At 59.1% G+C, this 14,781-nt stretch carries 15 protein-coding genes; 8 read left to right on the plus strand and 7 right to left on the minus strand.

What is annotated here, in order from left to right; all coding sequences use genetic code 11:
* Positions 1–10 precede the first annotated feature (10 nt).
* Entirely contained in the window at positions 11–817 is an 807-nt protein-coding gene (locus AACY52_RS04320; RefSeq protein ID WP_339427774.1) for a TatD family hydrolase, read from the minus strand.
* A 236-nt stretch (positions 818–1,053) separates the two neighbouring features.
* On the opposite strand from AACY52_RS04320, the gene AACY52_RS04325 reads away from it, so the two are divergent.
* The 3 genes from AACY52_RS04325 to AACY52_RS04335 all read left to right on the plus strand — a co-directional run bounded on the left by AACY52_RS04325 (position 1,054) and on the right by AACY52_RS04335 (position 3,572).
* Positions 1,054–2,475: a transglycosylase SLT domain-containing protein gene (locus tag AACY52_RS04325; protein ID WP_339427775.1), complete on the plus strand. Its 1,422-nt coding sequence runs from the start codon at positions 1,054–1,056 to the stop codon at positions 2,473–2,475.
* A gap of 103 nt (positions 2,476–2,578) precedes the next feature.
* Positions 2,579–3,013, plus strand: coding sequence for a DoxX family protein (locus AACY52_RS04330; RefSeq protein ID WP_339414790.1), 435 nt, complete (start codon positions 2,579–2,581; stop codon positions 3,011–3,013).
* A gap of 250 nt (positions 3,014–3,263) precedes the next feature.
* A complete protein-coding gene (locus tag AACY52_RS04335) occupies positions 3,264–3,572 on the plus strand; it encodes a hypothetical protein (RefSeq protein ID WP_056857201.1) in 309 nt (102 codons plus the stop codon).
* A gap of 4 nt (positions 3,573–3,576) precedes the next feature.
* Here AACY52_RS04335 and AACY52_RS04340 read toward each other — a convergent pair whose 3' ends face one another.
* From AACY52_RS04340 to AACY52_RS04350, 3 genes are read right to left on the minus strand one after another with little or no spacing between them, the layout of a single operon-like run.
* Positions 3,577–5,307, minus strand: coding sequence for a Gldg family protein (locus AACY52_RS04340; protein WP_339414789.1), 1,731 nt, complete (start codon positions 5,305–5,307; stop codon positions 3,577–3,579).
* 15 nt (positions 5,308–5,322) lie between these two features.
* Positions 5,323–6,048, minus strand: a complete 726-nt coding sequence (locus AACY52_RS04345) for an ABC transporter permease (RefSeq protein WP_339560303.1) — start codon at positions 6,046–6,048, stop codon at positions 5,323–5,325.
* Positions 6,045–6,971 (minus strand): ABC transporter ATP-binding protein, encoded by a 927-nt coding sequence (locus AACY52_RS04350; RefSeq protein WP_339414787.1) that lies wholly within the window; start codon positions 6,969–6,971, stop codon positions 6,045–6,047. Before AACY52_RS04350 ends, AACY52_RS04345 begins: the two co-directional genes overlap by 4 nt.
* Before the next feature lie 219 nt (positions 6,972–7,190).
* On the opposite strand from AACY52_RS04350, the gene AACY52_RS04355 reads away from it, so the two are divergent.
* Both AACY52_RS04355 and greB read left to right on the plus strand, forming a co-directional pair.
* The gene (locus tag AACY52_RS04355; RefSeq protein WP_339427778.1) at positions 7,191–8,174 is read left to right on the plus strand and encodes a hypothetical protein; all 984 of its coding nucleotides are present in this window, start codon (positions 7,191–7,193) and stop codon (positions 8,172–8,174) included.
* Between the two features lie 112 nt (positions 8,175–8,286).
* Complete coding sequence (greB, locus tag AACY52_RS04360; RefSeq protein ID WP_339415040.1) at positions 8,287–8,760, plus strand: transcription elongation factor GreB; 474 nt, start codon at positions 8,287–8,289, stop codon at positions 8,758–8,760.
* Between the two features lie 137 nt (positions 8,761–8,897).
* Here greB and AACY52_RS04365 read toward each other — a convergent pair whose 3' ends face one another.
* Together AACY52_RS04365 and AACY52_RS04370 are read right to left on the minus strand one after the other, a co-directional pair.
* The gene (locus tag AACY52_RS04365) at positions 8,898–11,408 is read right to left on the minus strand and encodes an ABC transporter permease (protein ID WP_339560304.1); all 2,511 of its coding nucleotides are present in this window, start codon (positions 11,406–11,408) and stop codon (positions 8,898–8,900) included.
* Entirely contained in the window at positions 11,408–12,091 is a 684-nt protein-coding gene (locus AACY52_RS04370) for an ABC transporter ATP-binding protein (RefSeq protein WP_005786391.1), read from the minus strand. The genes AACY52_RS04365 and AACY52_RS04370 overlap by 1 nt, the downstream gene beginning before the upstream one ends.
* A gap of 10 nt (positions 12,092–12,101) precedes the next feature.
* Between AACY52_RS04370 and AACY52_RS04375 the strand changes: the two genes are divergently transcribed.
* The 3 genes from AACY52_RS04375 (at position 12,102) to AACY52_RS04385 (ending at position 14,100) form a co-directional block, all read left to right on the plus strand.
* Entirely contained in the window at positions 12,102–12,707 is a 606-nt protein-coding gene (locus AACY52_RS04375) for an arylesterase (RefSeq protein WP_339414784.1), read from the plus strand.
* A 58-nt stretch (positions 12,708–12,765) separates the two neighbouring features.
* Positions 12,766–13,059, plus strand: coding sequence for a hypothetical protein (locus tag AACY52_RS04380; protein WP_065872740.1), 294 nt, complete (start codon positions 12,766–12,768; stop codon positions 13,057–13,059).
* A 72-nt stretch (positions 13,060–13,131) separates the two neighbouring features.
* The gene (locus AACY52_RS04385; RefSeq protein ID WP_339437445.1) at positions 13,132–14,100 is read left to right on the plus strand and encodes a L,D-transpeptidase family protein; all 969 of its coding nucleotides are present in this window, start codon (positions 13,132–13,134) and stop codon (positions 14,098–14,100) included.
* 134 nt (positions 14,101–14,234) lie between these two features.
* Here the strand turns inward: AACY52_RS04385 and oprI are convergent, their stop codons facing one another.
* Positions 14,235–14,486, minus strand: coding sequence for an outer membrane lipoprotei OprI (oprI, locus tag AACY52_RS04390; protein WP_003172710.1), 252 nt, complete (start codon positions 14,484–14,486; stop codon positions 14,235–14,237).
* Positions 14,487–14,781: the final 295 nt, after the last annotated feature.

Raw genomic sequence — 14,781 nt, forward strand, 5'->3', positions numbered from 1 at the left:
ACGCGCCGCATCAATCCACTTCAGGCAGCCCGAAAAAGGTGCGGGCGCAGGCAGTGCTGTGCCGGGCCAGATCTTCCACGCTCTCGTTGCGATGCAGGGCGACTTCGCGCAGCACTTCCGGCAGGTACGCAGGTTCATTTCGGCCATTTTTTGGCTTGGGGCGCAGCGTACGTGGCAGCAGGTAGGGCGCATCGCTTTCCAGCATCAGACGGCCACGGGGAATTTCCCTGACCAGTGGGTGCAGGTGTGTCCCACGGCGTTCGTCACAAATCCAGCCGGTGATGCCAATGTGCAGGTCGAGGTCGAGATAACTGAACAGCGCCGTTTGTTCGCCGGTGAAGCAATGCACCACGGCGGCGGTGAGTTGGTCGCGGTAGTCCTTGAGGATTTCCAGCAGGCGCACGTTGGCGTCACGCTCGTGGAGAAACACTGGCAGTTTCAGCTCGACGGCCAGTGCCAGGTGCTCTTCCAGTACTTTTTCCTGCTGCGGGCGCGGTGAAAAATCCCGGTTGAAGTCCAGCCCGCATTCACCCACTGCTCGCACGCGGCTTTCGCTGAGCAAACCGCGCAAGCGTTGGGCGCTGTCGCCGTTCCAGTCACTGGCAGAGTGGGGGTGAATACCGGCGGTGCTGAACAGGCGCTGGCCGCTTTCATCGAGTTTTACGCACAGCTCCAGGGCGTGTTCGCTGCCCTCGACGCTGGTGCCGGTGAGCACCAATTGTTGCACGCCGGCGGCATAGGCACGCTCAAGCACAGCCTGGTGTTTCTCGTCGAAACTGGGGTTGGTCAGGTTGACGCCGATATCAATGAGTTGCATGGTGCTACCTCCGCCTGCGGCCGGAAAGCATATCAGAGCTGTAGATTTATAAGAAAAACTAAGAACTACAACGAGTTATAGCTGTCTTTGAACGTCGCAAGTGACACTGGGCTTGGTCGAACGCCTTGCCCTGTGCCACCGTTGCGCGCAAAGCCTGCGCTTAAAGCGCTCTGTTTCTGACCCCACCGCCTCGTTTTTCGCGAGGATGTTGGCCAGTATTCTTTTCCGGAGAGCGGATGATCCGACCCTCGGCGTTGCTTATGTTGTGCCTGACGCTGCTGCTGCCCATGGCCGCGGTTGCGCGTCTGGACGGGCCGCTGGAAGTGACCAAGCCCGGCAAAGTGCGCGACCTGGCGCAGATCCGCTCCAGCCGCACCCTGCGTGTATTGGTCAACCAGAGCCGTAACAGTTCCGGCGAGGTTCAGGGTCAGGCCATCGGTGTGGAATACCATCGTTTGCGCGCCTTCGAGCAATACCTCAATGGCCATGCTCGTAACGGCCAGGAAATCAACCTCAAGATCATTCCCAAGGCCAAGGACCAGTTGCTCGGCGCGCTGGCCCGTGGTGAAGGTGACCTGGTGGCGCCCGGTGAGCTGCTGGATGTCAAGGCTGCGCACAAGATCAGCACCAGCGATCCGATTGCCAGCGGTGTGCCGCTATGGCTGGTGGGTGTGAAAGGCGAGCGGCGGTTTACCAAGGTTGAGCAGCTGTCCGGACGCACCCTGGCGCTGACCACCGGGAGTGCGGCGGCGGACGCCATCAGCCAGGTCAATCAGAAACTGGCCCTGCACAAGCAACCACCCATCAAGGTGGAGTGGGTTGACCCGACCCTGGCGGTGGAGGATGTGCTGGAGATGGTCCAGGCTGGCATTTTCCACCTGACCATTGTCGAAAAGCCGATTGCCGAGCGCTGGTCGAAGATCCTGCCCAAGTTGCGTTTCGATAAACAGGTGGTCATCAGCGAGCCGGGCGACGAGTATTGGTTTGTGCGCCAGGATGCCTCGATGCTGCGGGCCAGCATTGATCGCTTCCTCAAGACCTATCGAACCCCCGCAGACCAGGATGTGGCGTTTCAACGCATCTACCGTCGCCTCTACCAAGTACGTAATCCGCTGGCCCGCGCCGACCGCCAGCGCCTGGAAAAATTGCGCCCGGTGTTGCAAAAACATGCCCGCGAGCAGGGCATGGATTGGTTGAACCTTGCCGCGCTGGCCTTCAAGGAATCCGCACTTGACCCTGGCGCACGCAACAGCGGCGGGCCCACCGGCCTGATGCAGATCACGCCCTCGGCAGCGCAGCGCGTGGGGATCAACAATATCGAAAGTCTCGACAATAATGTGCAGGCGGGTGCGCGCTACCTGGCGATGATCCGCCGCAAGTTCTTCGCCAGCCCCAAGCTCAACGAGCGCGAGCGGATGGCCTTTGTGCTGGCGGCGTACAACATGGGGCCAGAGCGGGTGCAGGGCATGCGCACAGAGGCCAAGCGCCGGGGGCTCAACCCCAACCAGTGGTTCTTCCAGGTTGAACGCATTGCCATGGAGCAAGTAGGCATGGGCGGCGTCAGCTATGTTAATAGCGTCAACAAGTACTATTTGGCGTTCGATCGGGAGCGGGAGTCCCTGGAACCGCCAGCGCCGAAAATCATTTCACGGAAGTAATCGATTTCATCGATATTAATCAGGCATTTTTTCGGCTTTTATCATTGTTTAAACTGATTAATATAGCGGCCAACCAACCCCTACTTTGAAAAGGATTATCACCATGAGCCCACTGATCAAAAGCGTCCTGTCCACCCGTGCCGGTTACGGCCTGACCATCCTGCGTATTATTGTCGGCATTATCTTCGCCGCGCACGGTTCGCAAAAACTCTTTGGCTGGTTTGGCGGCTATGGCCTGGCGGGCACTGCCCAGTGGATGGAAAGCATCGGCCTGGCGCCGGGTACGCTGATGGCGCTGCTGTCGGGTGGTACCGAGTTCTTCGCTGGCCTGGCACTGATCGTTGGTCTGCTGGCGCGTCCGGCGGCACTCGGCTTGACCATCCTGACGCTGGTGGCGATCTTCTCGGTGCACATCCATAACGGTCTGTTCATGGCCAACAACGGTTATGAGTTCGCACTGGCCTTGCTCGGCGGCACCCTGGCGGTGTTGTTGGAAGGTGCGGGCAAACTGTCTGCCGACCGCGCTATCGCCAACTGATCGTTCTGCAAAACCTTGAATCGGCCCGCCATGTGCGGGCCTTTTCGTTGCTCGGGATTGTTGACACCGCCCCATCGGCTTCTCTAGGATGCCGTTCATGCGCCGATTTAAACAGCTAATTGCGGGGCGCCATGGGTGATCGTTATCGGTCCCGACAGAAGCATGTTCCATGCTTTGAAATTCCGCTAAAGCGCTGGTTCGGTGTTGCCTCTCACCTGCCCGCAGACTTTTGAGGCAGAGACACGACACGATGAATGCACTACGCCCCCTGATACGCCTGGCCCCGATCACCGCGGACCTCACTCAACGCAATCCTAAAATTCTCCTTGGCGGCAAGCACCAGCCTACGCTCTTGCGTTACTTGGATGGCTGGCCGCGCCGCACTGGCCGACCCTCAGCGTTCCTGATCCAGTTTGTCGAAGATGGCGATTCCCTTGCGCGTTTTGCCAGCAACAGCTTTGACCTCGCTGTCATCCAGGCCCCCAGTGCCGGCGACGCGGAAGAAGTCATCCGCCAATTGACCCGCATCGCTCGACAAGGGCTGATCGCCCGACGTTAATCGTTCAGTGAATCAGGCTGCCAGCGTGCAGCCGACGACGGCGATGACCCCGGAAGACCCCCCAGGCGATCAGGCATAACGTCAGCGGAATGGCAAAGGTCACGACCAGTTTTATCGCCAGTTCCAGGTCACGCACCTGGGCATAGGCTTCGCGTTGTAAGGCATGCAGCTCCATGGGCAAGCGCAGGCGTTCCTTGTTGAGGGCTTGCAACTGGGTGGTGGTGTCCACCGCCTGGGTGCCGAGGGCAGTGGACCACGGGTTCAGCCGTTGCCATTCCTGCTCCGTTCGTTGCAGGCGTCGTTCCAGGTCGCTGGCCTTTGCGCGATAGGCGTGCTTCGCGACCTCGCGCATGCGCTCCAGCACTGTCGGCTCCCGGTCCTGCGGCACGCGAGGGCGGATTGCGGCGAGTGTGTCGGGGGCGGACAGGTTGTCCAATGTATTCAAGACAAACAACGCGTTGCTGTCAGGTGCCGAATTGCTGACCTTGTCCGTAAGCAAGTCCGTGTCAGCAATGACCACGACCTGTATCTGCGCTGCTTTCTGCACACCGGGCGGTTGCCCCTTGAGGCCATCTGGAAAGACAGAATAGCTCGGCCCCTCGATACGTGCGGCTATCACATGACGTCGCGCTTGGCCCGATGCCTGTTCAATCAATGAGTCGACCGTGGTTGCGCGTGTGAAACTATTGGCATCCAGCAGCACCGACTGCTCGGAGCTGTGCAGGAGAGGGGTGAAGGTCGTGCGACTTTTACTCAGTCGTGAGAGGGCACCACTGCTCGATACCGTCACCCTGTTGAGGTTCCATGTGCTGATATCGTTTGTGTTCATCGCCTGCCGAGGCAGATTCAATCGGACCTGAGTGGGCGCCCCTGGCGTTTCCCAAGGCGTATAGAGGTCGTCGGCCAGCAGCTTGTCCGCTGGCATCTGGATACCCCAGGCAGCCAGTAATTGGTCCAGGCGAGTGTTCGCAGGGGCAGCGGTCGAGCGTTGCTCGCTCAAGGGATCAATAAACATCATCAATCTGCCGCCCTTCAATACAAATTGTTCAATCCCATACAGGGTTCGCTCAGATAACGCCTGTGGGTGCACAACCATCAGCGTTTTTATGCGCTCGGGGACGTGCGCGGCAGTCGACTCCAGGTTGACCAGATCAAATTCACGTCGTAGATCCTGCAACAGCCGACCTGCAGCTTCGTCCATCGCCAGCCCCGACAGCAGTGCAACGACCGGGCGCTCCGGGTGCTGCAACTTATAGAGCAGGTGGCTGATTTCATACTCGAGCAAAGGCTCCCGGTCGAGGCTGAAGGAACCAATACGGCGCACACTGTGACCGGCGCGGGTGCCGATAAGGCCGAGAAACCCAGCGGTGTGGTCGAGTCCGGATAGCCGCGCTTTGTAGGCGTCCTCGGAAAAAGGTGCAGGTTTAATAAGGTGCAGGTTAATCATGCCATTGGCGGTTTTTTCGTACGCCTTGAGCAGTTCCTCAATACGCTTGCTGTAGCGTTGCACGGCGTTGCTTCTTTTAGGGGCGTTGTTCGAGTTGAAGTAATACAGGTCGACGGGGCTTTCCAATGTGGAAGCTAGATGTTGTGCTGAAGACGATAAAGTGTGAACTTTTTGTTGAGAAAAATCCCACTGGATATCAGGAAGTTTACCTATCCAAACCAGATTGAACGCCAGAAAAAGCAACAAGGTGACGGTGAGTGTCATGCCGGTGCGCAGAGTGGACCGCATTAAGGGTTTCCCTTCTCAGCTGTGTTTGTAGTTGAGTGTGACGGTCGCCGCAGCGAGAAAGGCGAGGATCATGCTAATGAAGTAAAGCGTGTCGCGAAGTGTAAGTTTTCCATCATCGATACTGCTGAATCGTAAAGCAGGGCTGAGGGCGGCCAGGCTGTCGATCAATCCTATCGGGGCTTGGTGCTCAAGCGCATCCAATACAGTAGAGAGCCCACTGGCTGTTAGCAGCAAGACAAGGGTCAGTACGAAAATGACAGTGCGCTGGCATACAAATGTGCAAATAAAGCAACCGGCGGACAGGTAGCTGCCCGCGAGCAGCCAACTCGACAAAAATTGTGAAGCGATAACGCTGTTGTCTGCCCTGCCCAAGTAGTTGGCAATGATGACGAGAGGAAACATCAGGAGCAGCGTGGTGCCTGCGACGAACCAAGCGGCTAGGAATTTCCCGATAACCCATTCAAGTGTCGTGATGGGCATGGTTTTCATCAGGCCGAAAAAACCTGCATTGGCCTCATCCGACCATAGTTGCGTGGCCAGGGCGGGAATCAACAGTAAGTACAGCCAGGGGTGGAACTGGAAAAAGACCTGCAAGTCGCTGTCGTTTTGTTCCGGCCACGAGCTTATGTCCATGCCCAACGTCACTGACAGTATCAGGAAGATCGCAATGCTCAGGTAAATACTGGGTGTGCAGGCAAAGCTGGCAAGTTGACGCTTTAATATGATGGGCAATAGTTTCAAAGCGACGCCTCCTGGCTCAGTTGGTGGACTACATCATTGAGGCGACCTGGTTCCAGGTTCAGTGAGTTGATTTTCCAGCGACGACTGGCAATCAGCGTGCTGATATGGGGATAGATGGTGTGCCCCGGCATGGCGAGAACGGTCACCGTGCCGGGTGCGTGCCGATGCTCCTCGATGCCTGCCACGCCTGGCAGTACGGCGAGGGCCAGTAGATCCAATGGTGTGTCGGCAGCAAGTGTGACGGCCTGGAAGTGACGGGAGCCGCGCTGTAGATCGGGCAGTGGGGTATCGGCCACCAGGCGACCGCCGGCTATGACCAACGCGCGTGTACACCATTCGGACAATTCATCGCAGTGACGAGAGGCGATGATCACTGTCATTTCTTGCGTCAGTGATTGGATAAGCGCCCTGAATGTATGTTTCTGATCAGGTGCGAACCCTTCCGTTGGCTCATCCAGCAGTAACAGGGCTGGACCATGCAGGATGGCTTGGGCAATAGCGACTTTGCGTTTCCAGGCAATGGAGAGCGCGTCGAGGGGGGCATTGAGCACCGGAAACAGTTCCAGTCTTGCAACAACGTGTTCCAACCGTGCGCGCTTTTCGGCGCCGTGGAGGCCGCGCACGGCCGCGATGAAGCCAAGGAATGTGTTGACGGACATTGTTGGATGGCCGAGGTCTTTTGACAGTTGGTAGCCGACGAGTTTTCTCGCTTTAAGTGCATGGCTTTGAGTATTGAAGCCCTGGATATTTATATAACCGCTGGACGGCTGCGTCGAACCGGCTATTAGATTGAGCAGGGCTGTTTTGACCGTATGATCCTCCCCGAATAAACCCAGGCATTCTTGTGGATGGGCGCTAAATGAAAAGTCGCTGATTAGAGTTGTGTTACCCGTGTGTTTTGTCAGATTGCTTATTTCGATCATTTTTGTACCGAATAAGTTTGGCATGACGTAGGGGGCGTGAAAAAAGGGTACGGGTAATGACCGTTTTTGGGAACGCCGATAACTATTAATAAGACAAGTCCTACGTGCGAGGCAGTCAAGCCACTGAAACAATGTGTTGTGTTTAAAAGTGTCCAATTTTCGAATGTTTATTTGTTGTTTATGTAAACTTTCTGCCCCGCATAATGAGGCCTGAATGCCATGATGCTGCTACGTACCCTTGTGCTTGAACGCGACGGTCAAGATGCCCCGGTTAACGGTGCACTGCTCTGTGGGTTTGCTGTAGGTCAGACGGCCTCCAACTTTCTTGTTTACAGTTTGGATGAGGAGGTAGAGCCGGGAAGTTCCAGGGTCTATATCGCGGCCTTGCGTAAGAAACTTGACCGGTATTTCCTGGGCGGGGTCGAGTCCAAGGAAGACTTGCAGGTGGCCTTACATGTTTTTAAGCAAATACTGACATTGGCCGCTTCGGGGGTTAAGGCGGGCGGCGTTACTGAGACTCAGGAGCCCTATCATTTTGTCGATTTGAAAGGTTGCAAGCTGCCGCCCGCCAGGCCCGAGGATCATCACTCGGTGATTATCAAGAAAGCGCTGGTGATGAAAGTGATCACCCTGGGCATGTCGGCCTCGACACTGCCGGCTATCGAAAGTGCTTCATTGATCGTGCCGTCCATTCGTTTTTCGTCGCAAATGAGCTCCCCGGCCAAAGGGGCGGGCTCCTCAGAGCCACCCCGGCCGATGCATGAGCATCTGGTTGAGGAGCCACTGCCAGCTTCCGTCGAAACGCCCGTGATCATGGCGCCGCCGCCACCTGCAATCCCACGTGCACCCGTTGCACCGGCACAACCGCAACCCCCTGCGTCAACTGACCACAGTACGTTGTTCGAGGTGGACAGTACGTTGACCAACCTTGCCCGTGTCGCCCAGGAGCTGACCCAGCAAAAACTCGCGGCAATCGAGCAGGAGACGGCACTTGAGCAATGGCAGGCGCGGTTGCAGCAGGGGCAAAGCCAGTTGGACGAGAAGGTTCGAGAACTGGAACAACGCACCGCTCAATTGCATGATCAGTCGCTAGCGGTCAGCCAGAGGACCGAAGCCCTGAAGGTGATGACGTCGCAGGTGGCGGGCCTGCGGCAAAGCCTGAGAGGCATGCTGCTTGAGCTGGATCGGGCGTTGGATAGCTAGACTGGCCTGGCTACTTTCCCGGGTTCATTTATCATCAACGCCAGCCAGCCAACGCCGGGGCTGAAACCCAGGCGTATCGGCACCTATGGACATTGCCTGGGGATGCAAGCGTTTGAGTACCAAGCTGATTACCAAAGAAGGCCATGAAGCGCTGAAGAAGGAGCTGGATTACCTCTGGCGTGAGAAGCGCCCCGACACCACGCGCAAAGTAACGTGGGCGGCCTCGTTGGGGGACCGCAGCGAAAATGCCGATTACCAGTACAACAAGAAGTTGCTGCGCGAGATCGACCGTCGCGTGCGCTACCTGCGCAAGCGCCTGGAAGACATGCGTGTGGTGGAGTACATGCCCGAGCAGGAGGGCAAGGTGTTTTTTGGCGCCTGGGTGGATATCGAAAACGAACAGGGTGAGACCAAGCGTTTTCGTATCGTCGGCTATGACGAGATCTATGATCGGATGGACTACATCTCCATCGACTCACCCATGGCCCGTGCGCTGCTGCGCAAGGAAGTAGACGACGAGGCCCTCGTGCAGACCCCGAGTGGTGAAGTGTGCTGGTGGCTCACCGGGATCGAGTATGTGAAGTGAGCTGGGCTGCGAAAACACCAGAGATCAAATGTGGGAGCTGTCGAGCTTTAGCGAGGCTGCGATGCCGGCGCTGCGGTCTGGCAAAGACCGCGCGGTGATCCCTTCGCCGCGTTGCTAAAGCGCTCCCACACGGCGCTTCAACCTTCGCGCAACACAGTCAGCGGGCTTGCGTTCAGTGCACGGCGGGTGCCAAACACACCCGCACCGCCGATCAGCACGGCGCCAATCACCGGCAGCAACAACAACCATGGGTGAGGCTGCCAGGCCAGGTCAAATGCATAGCGGTACAGCACAAAGGTCACCAGTTCAGTCCCCAGTGCCGCCAACAGCCCACTGACAGCACCCAGCAAGCCGAACTCGATACGCCTGGCCTTGACCAGCAGCTTGCGTTCGGCGCCCAGTGCGCGTAATAGCGCGCCTTGGCGCATACGTTCGTCCAGCGTGGCCTGCAGGCCCGAGAACAACACCGCCATCCCCGCTGCCAGGACAAACAGCAGCACGTACTCCACCGCCAGGGTCACTTGGGCGAGGATGCTGCGCAACTGCTCCAGCAGCGCCTCGACCTGCAGGATGGTTACCGCCGGGAACGCCCGGGACAGGTCGACGATTTGCTGGTCATGCCCGGGTGCCAGGTAGAAGCTGGTCAGGTAGGTGGTCGGCAGGTCCTTCAAGGTGCCTGGCTGGAAAATCATGAAGAAGTTGGGCTGGAAGTTATCCCAGTTGATGGTCCGCAGGCTGGTCACCCGCGCTTCACGATTTTCGCCGCCCACCGTGAACACCAAGTGGTCATTGAGCTTGAGCTTGAGGCTTTCCGCTACCTTGGCTTCTACGGAGACGCCAGGGATTTCATCGGTGGGCTGCTGTGACCACCATGAGCCCGCCGTCAGGGCATTACCCGGTGGCAGGTCGGCAGCCCAGGTCAGGCTCAGGTCGCGTTGTACCGCACGATCGCCGCTTGAGTCCTTGCTGACGATTTCCTGTACCGGTTCACCGTTGATACTGATCAGGCGACCCGGCACCACCGGATAAAGCGGCGCGGATTGCGCTTGCAGTTCCAGCAGGCGGGCGCCAAAGGCCTCCTTGTCGGCCGGCAGGATATTCAACGCGAAATAGTTGGGCGCATCCTTAGGCAGCTGGTTTTGCCAGGTGTCGAGCAACTCGCCACGCAGCAGGGCGATCAAACCCATGGACAGCAGGATCAGGCCAAACGCCAGGGATTGACCGGCCGCCGCCAACGGGTGGCGCAGCAATTGGCCCAGGCCCAGGCGCCACGGCAGGGAGGCGCGTGCCAGCAGGCGGCGCAGGCTTTGCAACAGCAGCAGGAGCAAGCCGCCGAGGACCAGCGCAGCCACCACGCCACCGCCTAGCAGGGCGAAGGTCAGCACCAGGTCGAGGCTCAGGCGCCACATGATCAGGCCCAATGCAAACAGTGCTGCGCCGTAGACCATCCAGGTGCTGGAAGGAATCGGCAGCAGGTCGCGACGCAATACCCTTAGTGGCGGCACACGACCCAGGGCGGCCAAGGGCGGCAGGGCGAAACCGGCGAGGGCGACCAGGCCGGTGCCGATGCCCGCAATTGCCGGTAACAGCCCGCCGGGAGGAACGTCCGCCGGCAGCAGGTCATGGAGAAAGTAGAACAGGCCAAACTGCGCCAGCCAGCCGAGCAGGGCGCCGGTCAGGCTTGCCAGCAGCCCCAGTACGCTCAGTTGCAGACTGAACAGCAACATGGCTTCGCGCCGTGACAATCCCAGGCAGCGCAGCAAGGCACTGGCGTCAAAGCGCCGGGTGGCGAAGCGATTGGCCGACAGCGCCACGGCCACACCGGCCAGCAGCACCGCGACCAGGCTGGCCATGTTCAGGTAGCGTTCGGCCTTGCCCAGCGCGCCGCCGATCTGTTGGTTGCCGTCCCGTGAATCCTGCAGCCGCTGGTTGGCGGCGAGTCCTGGCTTGACCAGGTCACGATAGGTTTGCAGTACCGTGCTGCCCTGTGGCCCGCGCCACAGTTCGCGATAGCTGACGCGGCTGCCGGGCTGGACGACGCCGGTGGCGTCCAGGTCCGCCAGGTTGATCATCACCCTGGGCGTAAGGCTGTAGAAGTTGCCGGCGCGGTCCGGCTCATAGGTGAGCACGCGGGCCAGGCGCAGGGTTTTCATGCCCACATCAATGCTGTCGCCGACCTTGAGGTCCAGTGCTGTCAGCAGCCGGGCTTCAACCCAGGCTTCCCCGGGTTTGGGCCCGCCGCCAGGGGTCTCCTCGCCGAAGGGCGCAGCAGCGCTTTTCAGTTCGCCGCGCAGCGGGTACTGCTCGTTGACCGCCTTGATGCTGGAGAGCTGGATGCCGTTATCAGTGGCTATAACGCTGGAGAACTCCACGACGCGAGCGTGATCGAGGCCCAGTTCGGTGCCGGACTGGATTTGCTCGGGGCGGGCCGGCGAGCTGCCTTCCAGCACCAGGTCGGCGCCCAGAAACTCGGTGGCGCGCAACAGCATGGCGCCATTGAGGCGAGCGCCGAAGTAGCCGATGGCGGTACTGGCGGCCACGGCCACCAACAGGGCGAAGAACAACACACGCAATTCGCCCGCGCGGGCATCGCGCAGCAATTGGCGCATGGCAAGGCTGAATAGGCGCAACAGCGGCAAACGTGCCATCAAGGCTCCAGGGGCGCGACCATCAGGCCGGCTTCAAGGCGGATCAGGCGTCGGCAACGGTGGGCCAGGCGCTCGTCGTGGGTGACCAGCACCAGGGTCGTGCCGCTCTCTTTATTGAGTTCGAACAGCAGGTCGCTGATGCGCTCGCCGGTGTGGCTGTCGAGGTTGCCGGTAGGTTCGTCGGCAAACAGTACGTCCGGTTCGGCGGCAAAGGCGCGGGCAATCGCCACGCGTTGTTGCTCGCCACCTGAGAGTTGGCGTGGTGAGTGGGTCAGGCGCTGGCCCAGGCCGACACGTTCGAGCAGGTGCCGGGCGCGCTCGCGGGCGTCTTTGCGGCCGTCCAGTTCCAACGGCAGCATGACGTTCTCCAGCGCGTTGAGGCTGTCGAGCAGTTGGAAGGACTGGAACACGAACCCTACGTGCTCGGCACGGATGCGCGCGCGCTGGTCTTCGTCGAGAGTGCTCAAGGCTTGCCCGGCGAGGGTGACTTCGCCGCTGCTGGGCAGGTCGAGGCCGGCCAGCAGGCCGAGGAGGGTAGATTTGCCGGAACCGGAGCTGCCGACGATAGCCAGGCTATCGCCCTTGTTCAGTTCCAGGCTCAGTTCGTGCAGGATAGTCAGTTCACCTTCCGCGCTGGGAACCACTTTGCTAAGGTTCCGCGCGGTGAGAATGCTTGCGCCCATGGAGAATCCGATGCGAATGTGGTTTTTGAGTGCTGGCCTGGCCTTGATGTGCATGGCCCAGAACGCAGCGGCGGGTACAGTCCTGATCGTTGGCGATAGTATCAGTGCCGGTTTCGGCCTGGATACCCGCAAGGGGTGGGTTGCCCTGCTGGAGCAACGGCTCAAGCAGGAAGGTTTCGACGATAAAGTGATCAACGCCTCCATCAGCGGGGATACCAGTGCCGGGGGCTTGGCGCGGCTGCCGGCGGCGCTTGCAGAGCATAAGCCAGACGTGGTGGTGATCGAGTTGGGCGGCAATGATGGATTGCGTGGACAACCCCCGGCGCAATTGAAACAAAATCTTGCGTCGATGATTGACCAGTCCAAGGCCGGTGGTGCCAAGGTGTTGTTGTTGGGGATGCAATTACCGCCCAACTATGGCCCGCGCTACACCACGGCATTTGCCGAAGTCTTTGGCGCACTGGCCAAGGAAAAAAACGTCCCGCTGGTGCCGTTTTTCCTCGAAGGCGTGGGTGGGCACCCGGAGCTGATGCAGGCCGATCAACTGCACCCGGCCGTCGGCGCCCAGGGCAAGTTGCTGGAAAATGTCTGGCCGACGCTAAAACCGCTGCTTTGACGCTTTTCTACCGGCAGGCTTTCGGCTAAGGTGGCGCCCCCCCGATTTGGAGCCCCTGATGTCGCGTCCTGCCTGGTCCCTGTTTAATTACCAACTGATCGAGCCGGACGAGCAGCTGGATCTGTTCGCCTGCCAGGAAGTGCGGGTGCATCTGGTGACGCGTCAACTGGAACTGGGCGGCACCATCGATCGTACCCTGTGCGGCACGCTGCTGCCGGCGCAACCGCGTTGGTCGCGGGTTGATCGCTCGATCTTCCAGGACCAGCGCCTGTGCCCGTTGTGTCGTGCGATCCTGGAATCCCAGAAGCGTGGCACGCCGCCGATCTGGCCGGAACTGCGTTTCGAGCTGTAAGGGGCAGCTAGAAGCGCGCTTCACGTATACAATCTATCTTTATCTCCCGTCGTTCTGCGAAGGATTTTCCGGATGTTGTCGCGCCTTTCCGTCGTCACCTGCTGCCTGTCTCTCGCCGCACTCTGTGCGGCCGGTTCTGCGTCAGCTTTGCAGTTGCCCTTGCCACCGCCGGGTGAAGACATCGTCGGTCAGGTCCAAGTGATCAAGGCCAAGTACGAGGACACCTTTGCCGACCTGGGCACCACCTATGACCTGGGCTATTCGGAGATGGTCGCGGCGAACCCGGGCGTGGATGCCTGGTTGCCGGGGGCGGGCACCGAGATCGTGCTGCCGACGCGGTTCATCCTGCCGCCGGGCCCGCGCGAAGGTATTGTGATCAACCTGGCGGAGTACCGGCTCTACTACTACCCCAAGGGCCAGAACGTGGTCTACACCTTCCCGCTGGGCATTGGTCGTGAAGGCTGGGGTTCGCCTATCGCCCATACCAGCATCATTGCCAAAACGCCGAACCCGACCTGGACGCCGCCCGCCTCAATCAAGGCCGAGCACGCCGCCAACGGTGACCCGCTGCCCAACGTGGTGCCGGCCGGCCCGGACAACCCCTTGGGCCCGTTCAAGTTCACCCTGGGTACTCCGGGTTACCTGATCCACGGCTCCAACGCGAAGTTCGGCATCGGCACCCGTACCAGTCACGGCTGCTTCCGTATGTTCAACAACAACGTGCTGGAGATGGCCGGCATGGTGCCGGTGGGCACGTCGGTGCGCATCATCAGCGAGGCCTACAAGTTCGGTCGCAGTGGCGGCAAGGTCTATCTGGAAGCGCATACGCCATTGAATGATGACGGGACGCCATCGGTGGTCGACAAGCACACGGCGGTGATCAACGCCTTGCTCAAGCGTGAAGACTTGGCCAATCAACTTCGAGTGAACTGGGATCAGGTGCGTGACGTCGTCGCGGCGGAAGACGGTTTGCCGACGGAAATCGGTGTGCCGGGCCCGGCACCGATCGCCTCCAGCGCGCCGATCGACCTGCAGCAATAAGGCGTTCGTTCAAAAGCCCGTCAAGGCCTTGCGCCTCGGCGGGCTTTTTATTGCGCGTTATTCAGGTACACATACCAGGCAATAAAAAAGCCGACCCATAAATGGATCGGCTTGATAACAACCCCGAAGGATTATTACTTGCGGCTAGCTTTTTCAAGCATACGCAGTGCGCGCTCGTTAGCTTCGTCAGCAGTCTGTTGTGCTTTTTGAGCAGCAGCCAGCGCTTCATCAGCTTTACGGTAGGCTTCGTCTGCACGAGCCTGGGAGCGAGCTGCTGCGTCTTCAGTTGCAGTCAGACGAGCTTCGGTTTCTTTGGAGACGCTGCTGCAACCGGTAGCCAGAACTGCGGCCAGAGCCAGAGCAGAGAATTTCAGAACGTTGTTCATCGTGTTCCCCTTCAAGGACTTTCTATTAGATGGCTAGTTCGCCCAGAGTGAGCTAATAGCCGGCGTACATACTACCCATTACTTGTAGTAAGTAAACTGACGTAGCGCAAGAAGCAAAAAAAATTCTCGTGCCGAATCTATTTTGGCTAACCTTTTGAAGGTTTGTATAAAAAGCGTCCAATTTTTTTCAATCAGGCGACAATTGGATCCAGGCTGGGAAAGGCCGGCCGGCATGTGTCAAGCGCTGTAAATAGATGAAAATTTATATATACAGCTGACACTTTCGTTCAGCACG

Source organism: Pseudomonas sp. EA_65y_Pfl1_P113 (assembly GCF_963970525.1).
Lineage (GTDB): Bacteria > Pseudomonadota > Gammaproteobacteria > Pseudomonadales > Pseudomonadaceae > Aquipseudomonas > Aquipseudomonas tritici.

Excerpts from the sequence above, each read along its gene's own strand:
- AACY52_RS04320 (WP_339427774.1), bottom strand. The coding sequence starts at position 817 with ATGCAACTCATTGATATCGGCGTCAACCTGACCAACCCCAGTTTCGAC.
- AACY52_RS04325 (WP_339427775.1), top strand. The coding sequence starts at position 1,054 with ATGATCCGACCCTCGGCGTTGCTTATGTTGTGCCTGACGCTGCTGCTG.
- AACY52_RS04330 (WP_339414790.1), top strand. The coding sequence starts at position 2,579 with ATGAGCCCACTGATCAAAAGCGTCCTGTCCACCCGTGCCGGTTACGGC.
- AACY52_RS04335 (WP_056857201.1), top strand. The coding sequence starts at position 3,264 with ATGAATGCACTACGCCCCCTGATACGCCTGGCCCCGATCACCGCGGAC.
- AACY52_RS04340 (WP_339414789.1), bottom strand. The coding sequence starts at position 5,307 with ATGCGGTCCACTCTGCGCACCGGCATGACACTCACCGTCACCTTGTTG.
- AACY52_RS04350 (WP_339414787.1), bottom strand. The coding sequence starts at position 6,971 with ATGATCGAAATAAGCAATCTGACAAAACACACGGGTAACACAACTCTA.
- AACY52_RS04355 (WP_339427778.1), top strand. The coding sequence starts at position 7,191 with ATGATGCTGCTACGTACCCTTGTGCTTGAACGCGACGGTCAAGATGCC.
- AACY52_RS04365 (WP_339560304.1), bottom strand. The coding sequence starts at position 11,408 with ATGGCACGTTTGCCGCTGTTGCGCCTATTCAGCCTTGCCATGCGCCAA.
- AACY52_RS04370 (WP_005786391.1), bottom strand. The coding sequence starts at position 12,091 with ATGGGCGCAAGCATTCTCACCGCGCGGAACCTTAGCAAAGTGGTTCCC.
- AACY52_RS04375 (WP_339414784.1), top strand. The coding sequence starts at position 12,102 with ATGCGAATGTGGTTTTTGAGTGCTGGCCTGGCCTTGATGTGCATGGCC.
- AACY52_RS04380 (WP_065872740.1), top strand. The coding sequence starts at position 12,766 with ATGTCGCGTCCTGCCTGGTCCCTGTTTAATTACCAACTGATCGAGCCG.
- AACY52_RS04385 (WP_339437445.1), top strand. The coding sequence starts at position 13,132 with ATGTTGTCGCGCCTTTCCGTCGTCACCTGCTGCCTGTCTCTCGCCGCA.
- oprI (WP_003172710.1), bottom strand. The coding sequence starts at position 14,486 with ATGAACAACGTTCTGAAATTCTCTGCTCTGGCTCTGGCCGCAGTTCTG.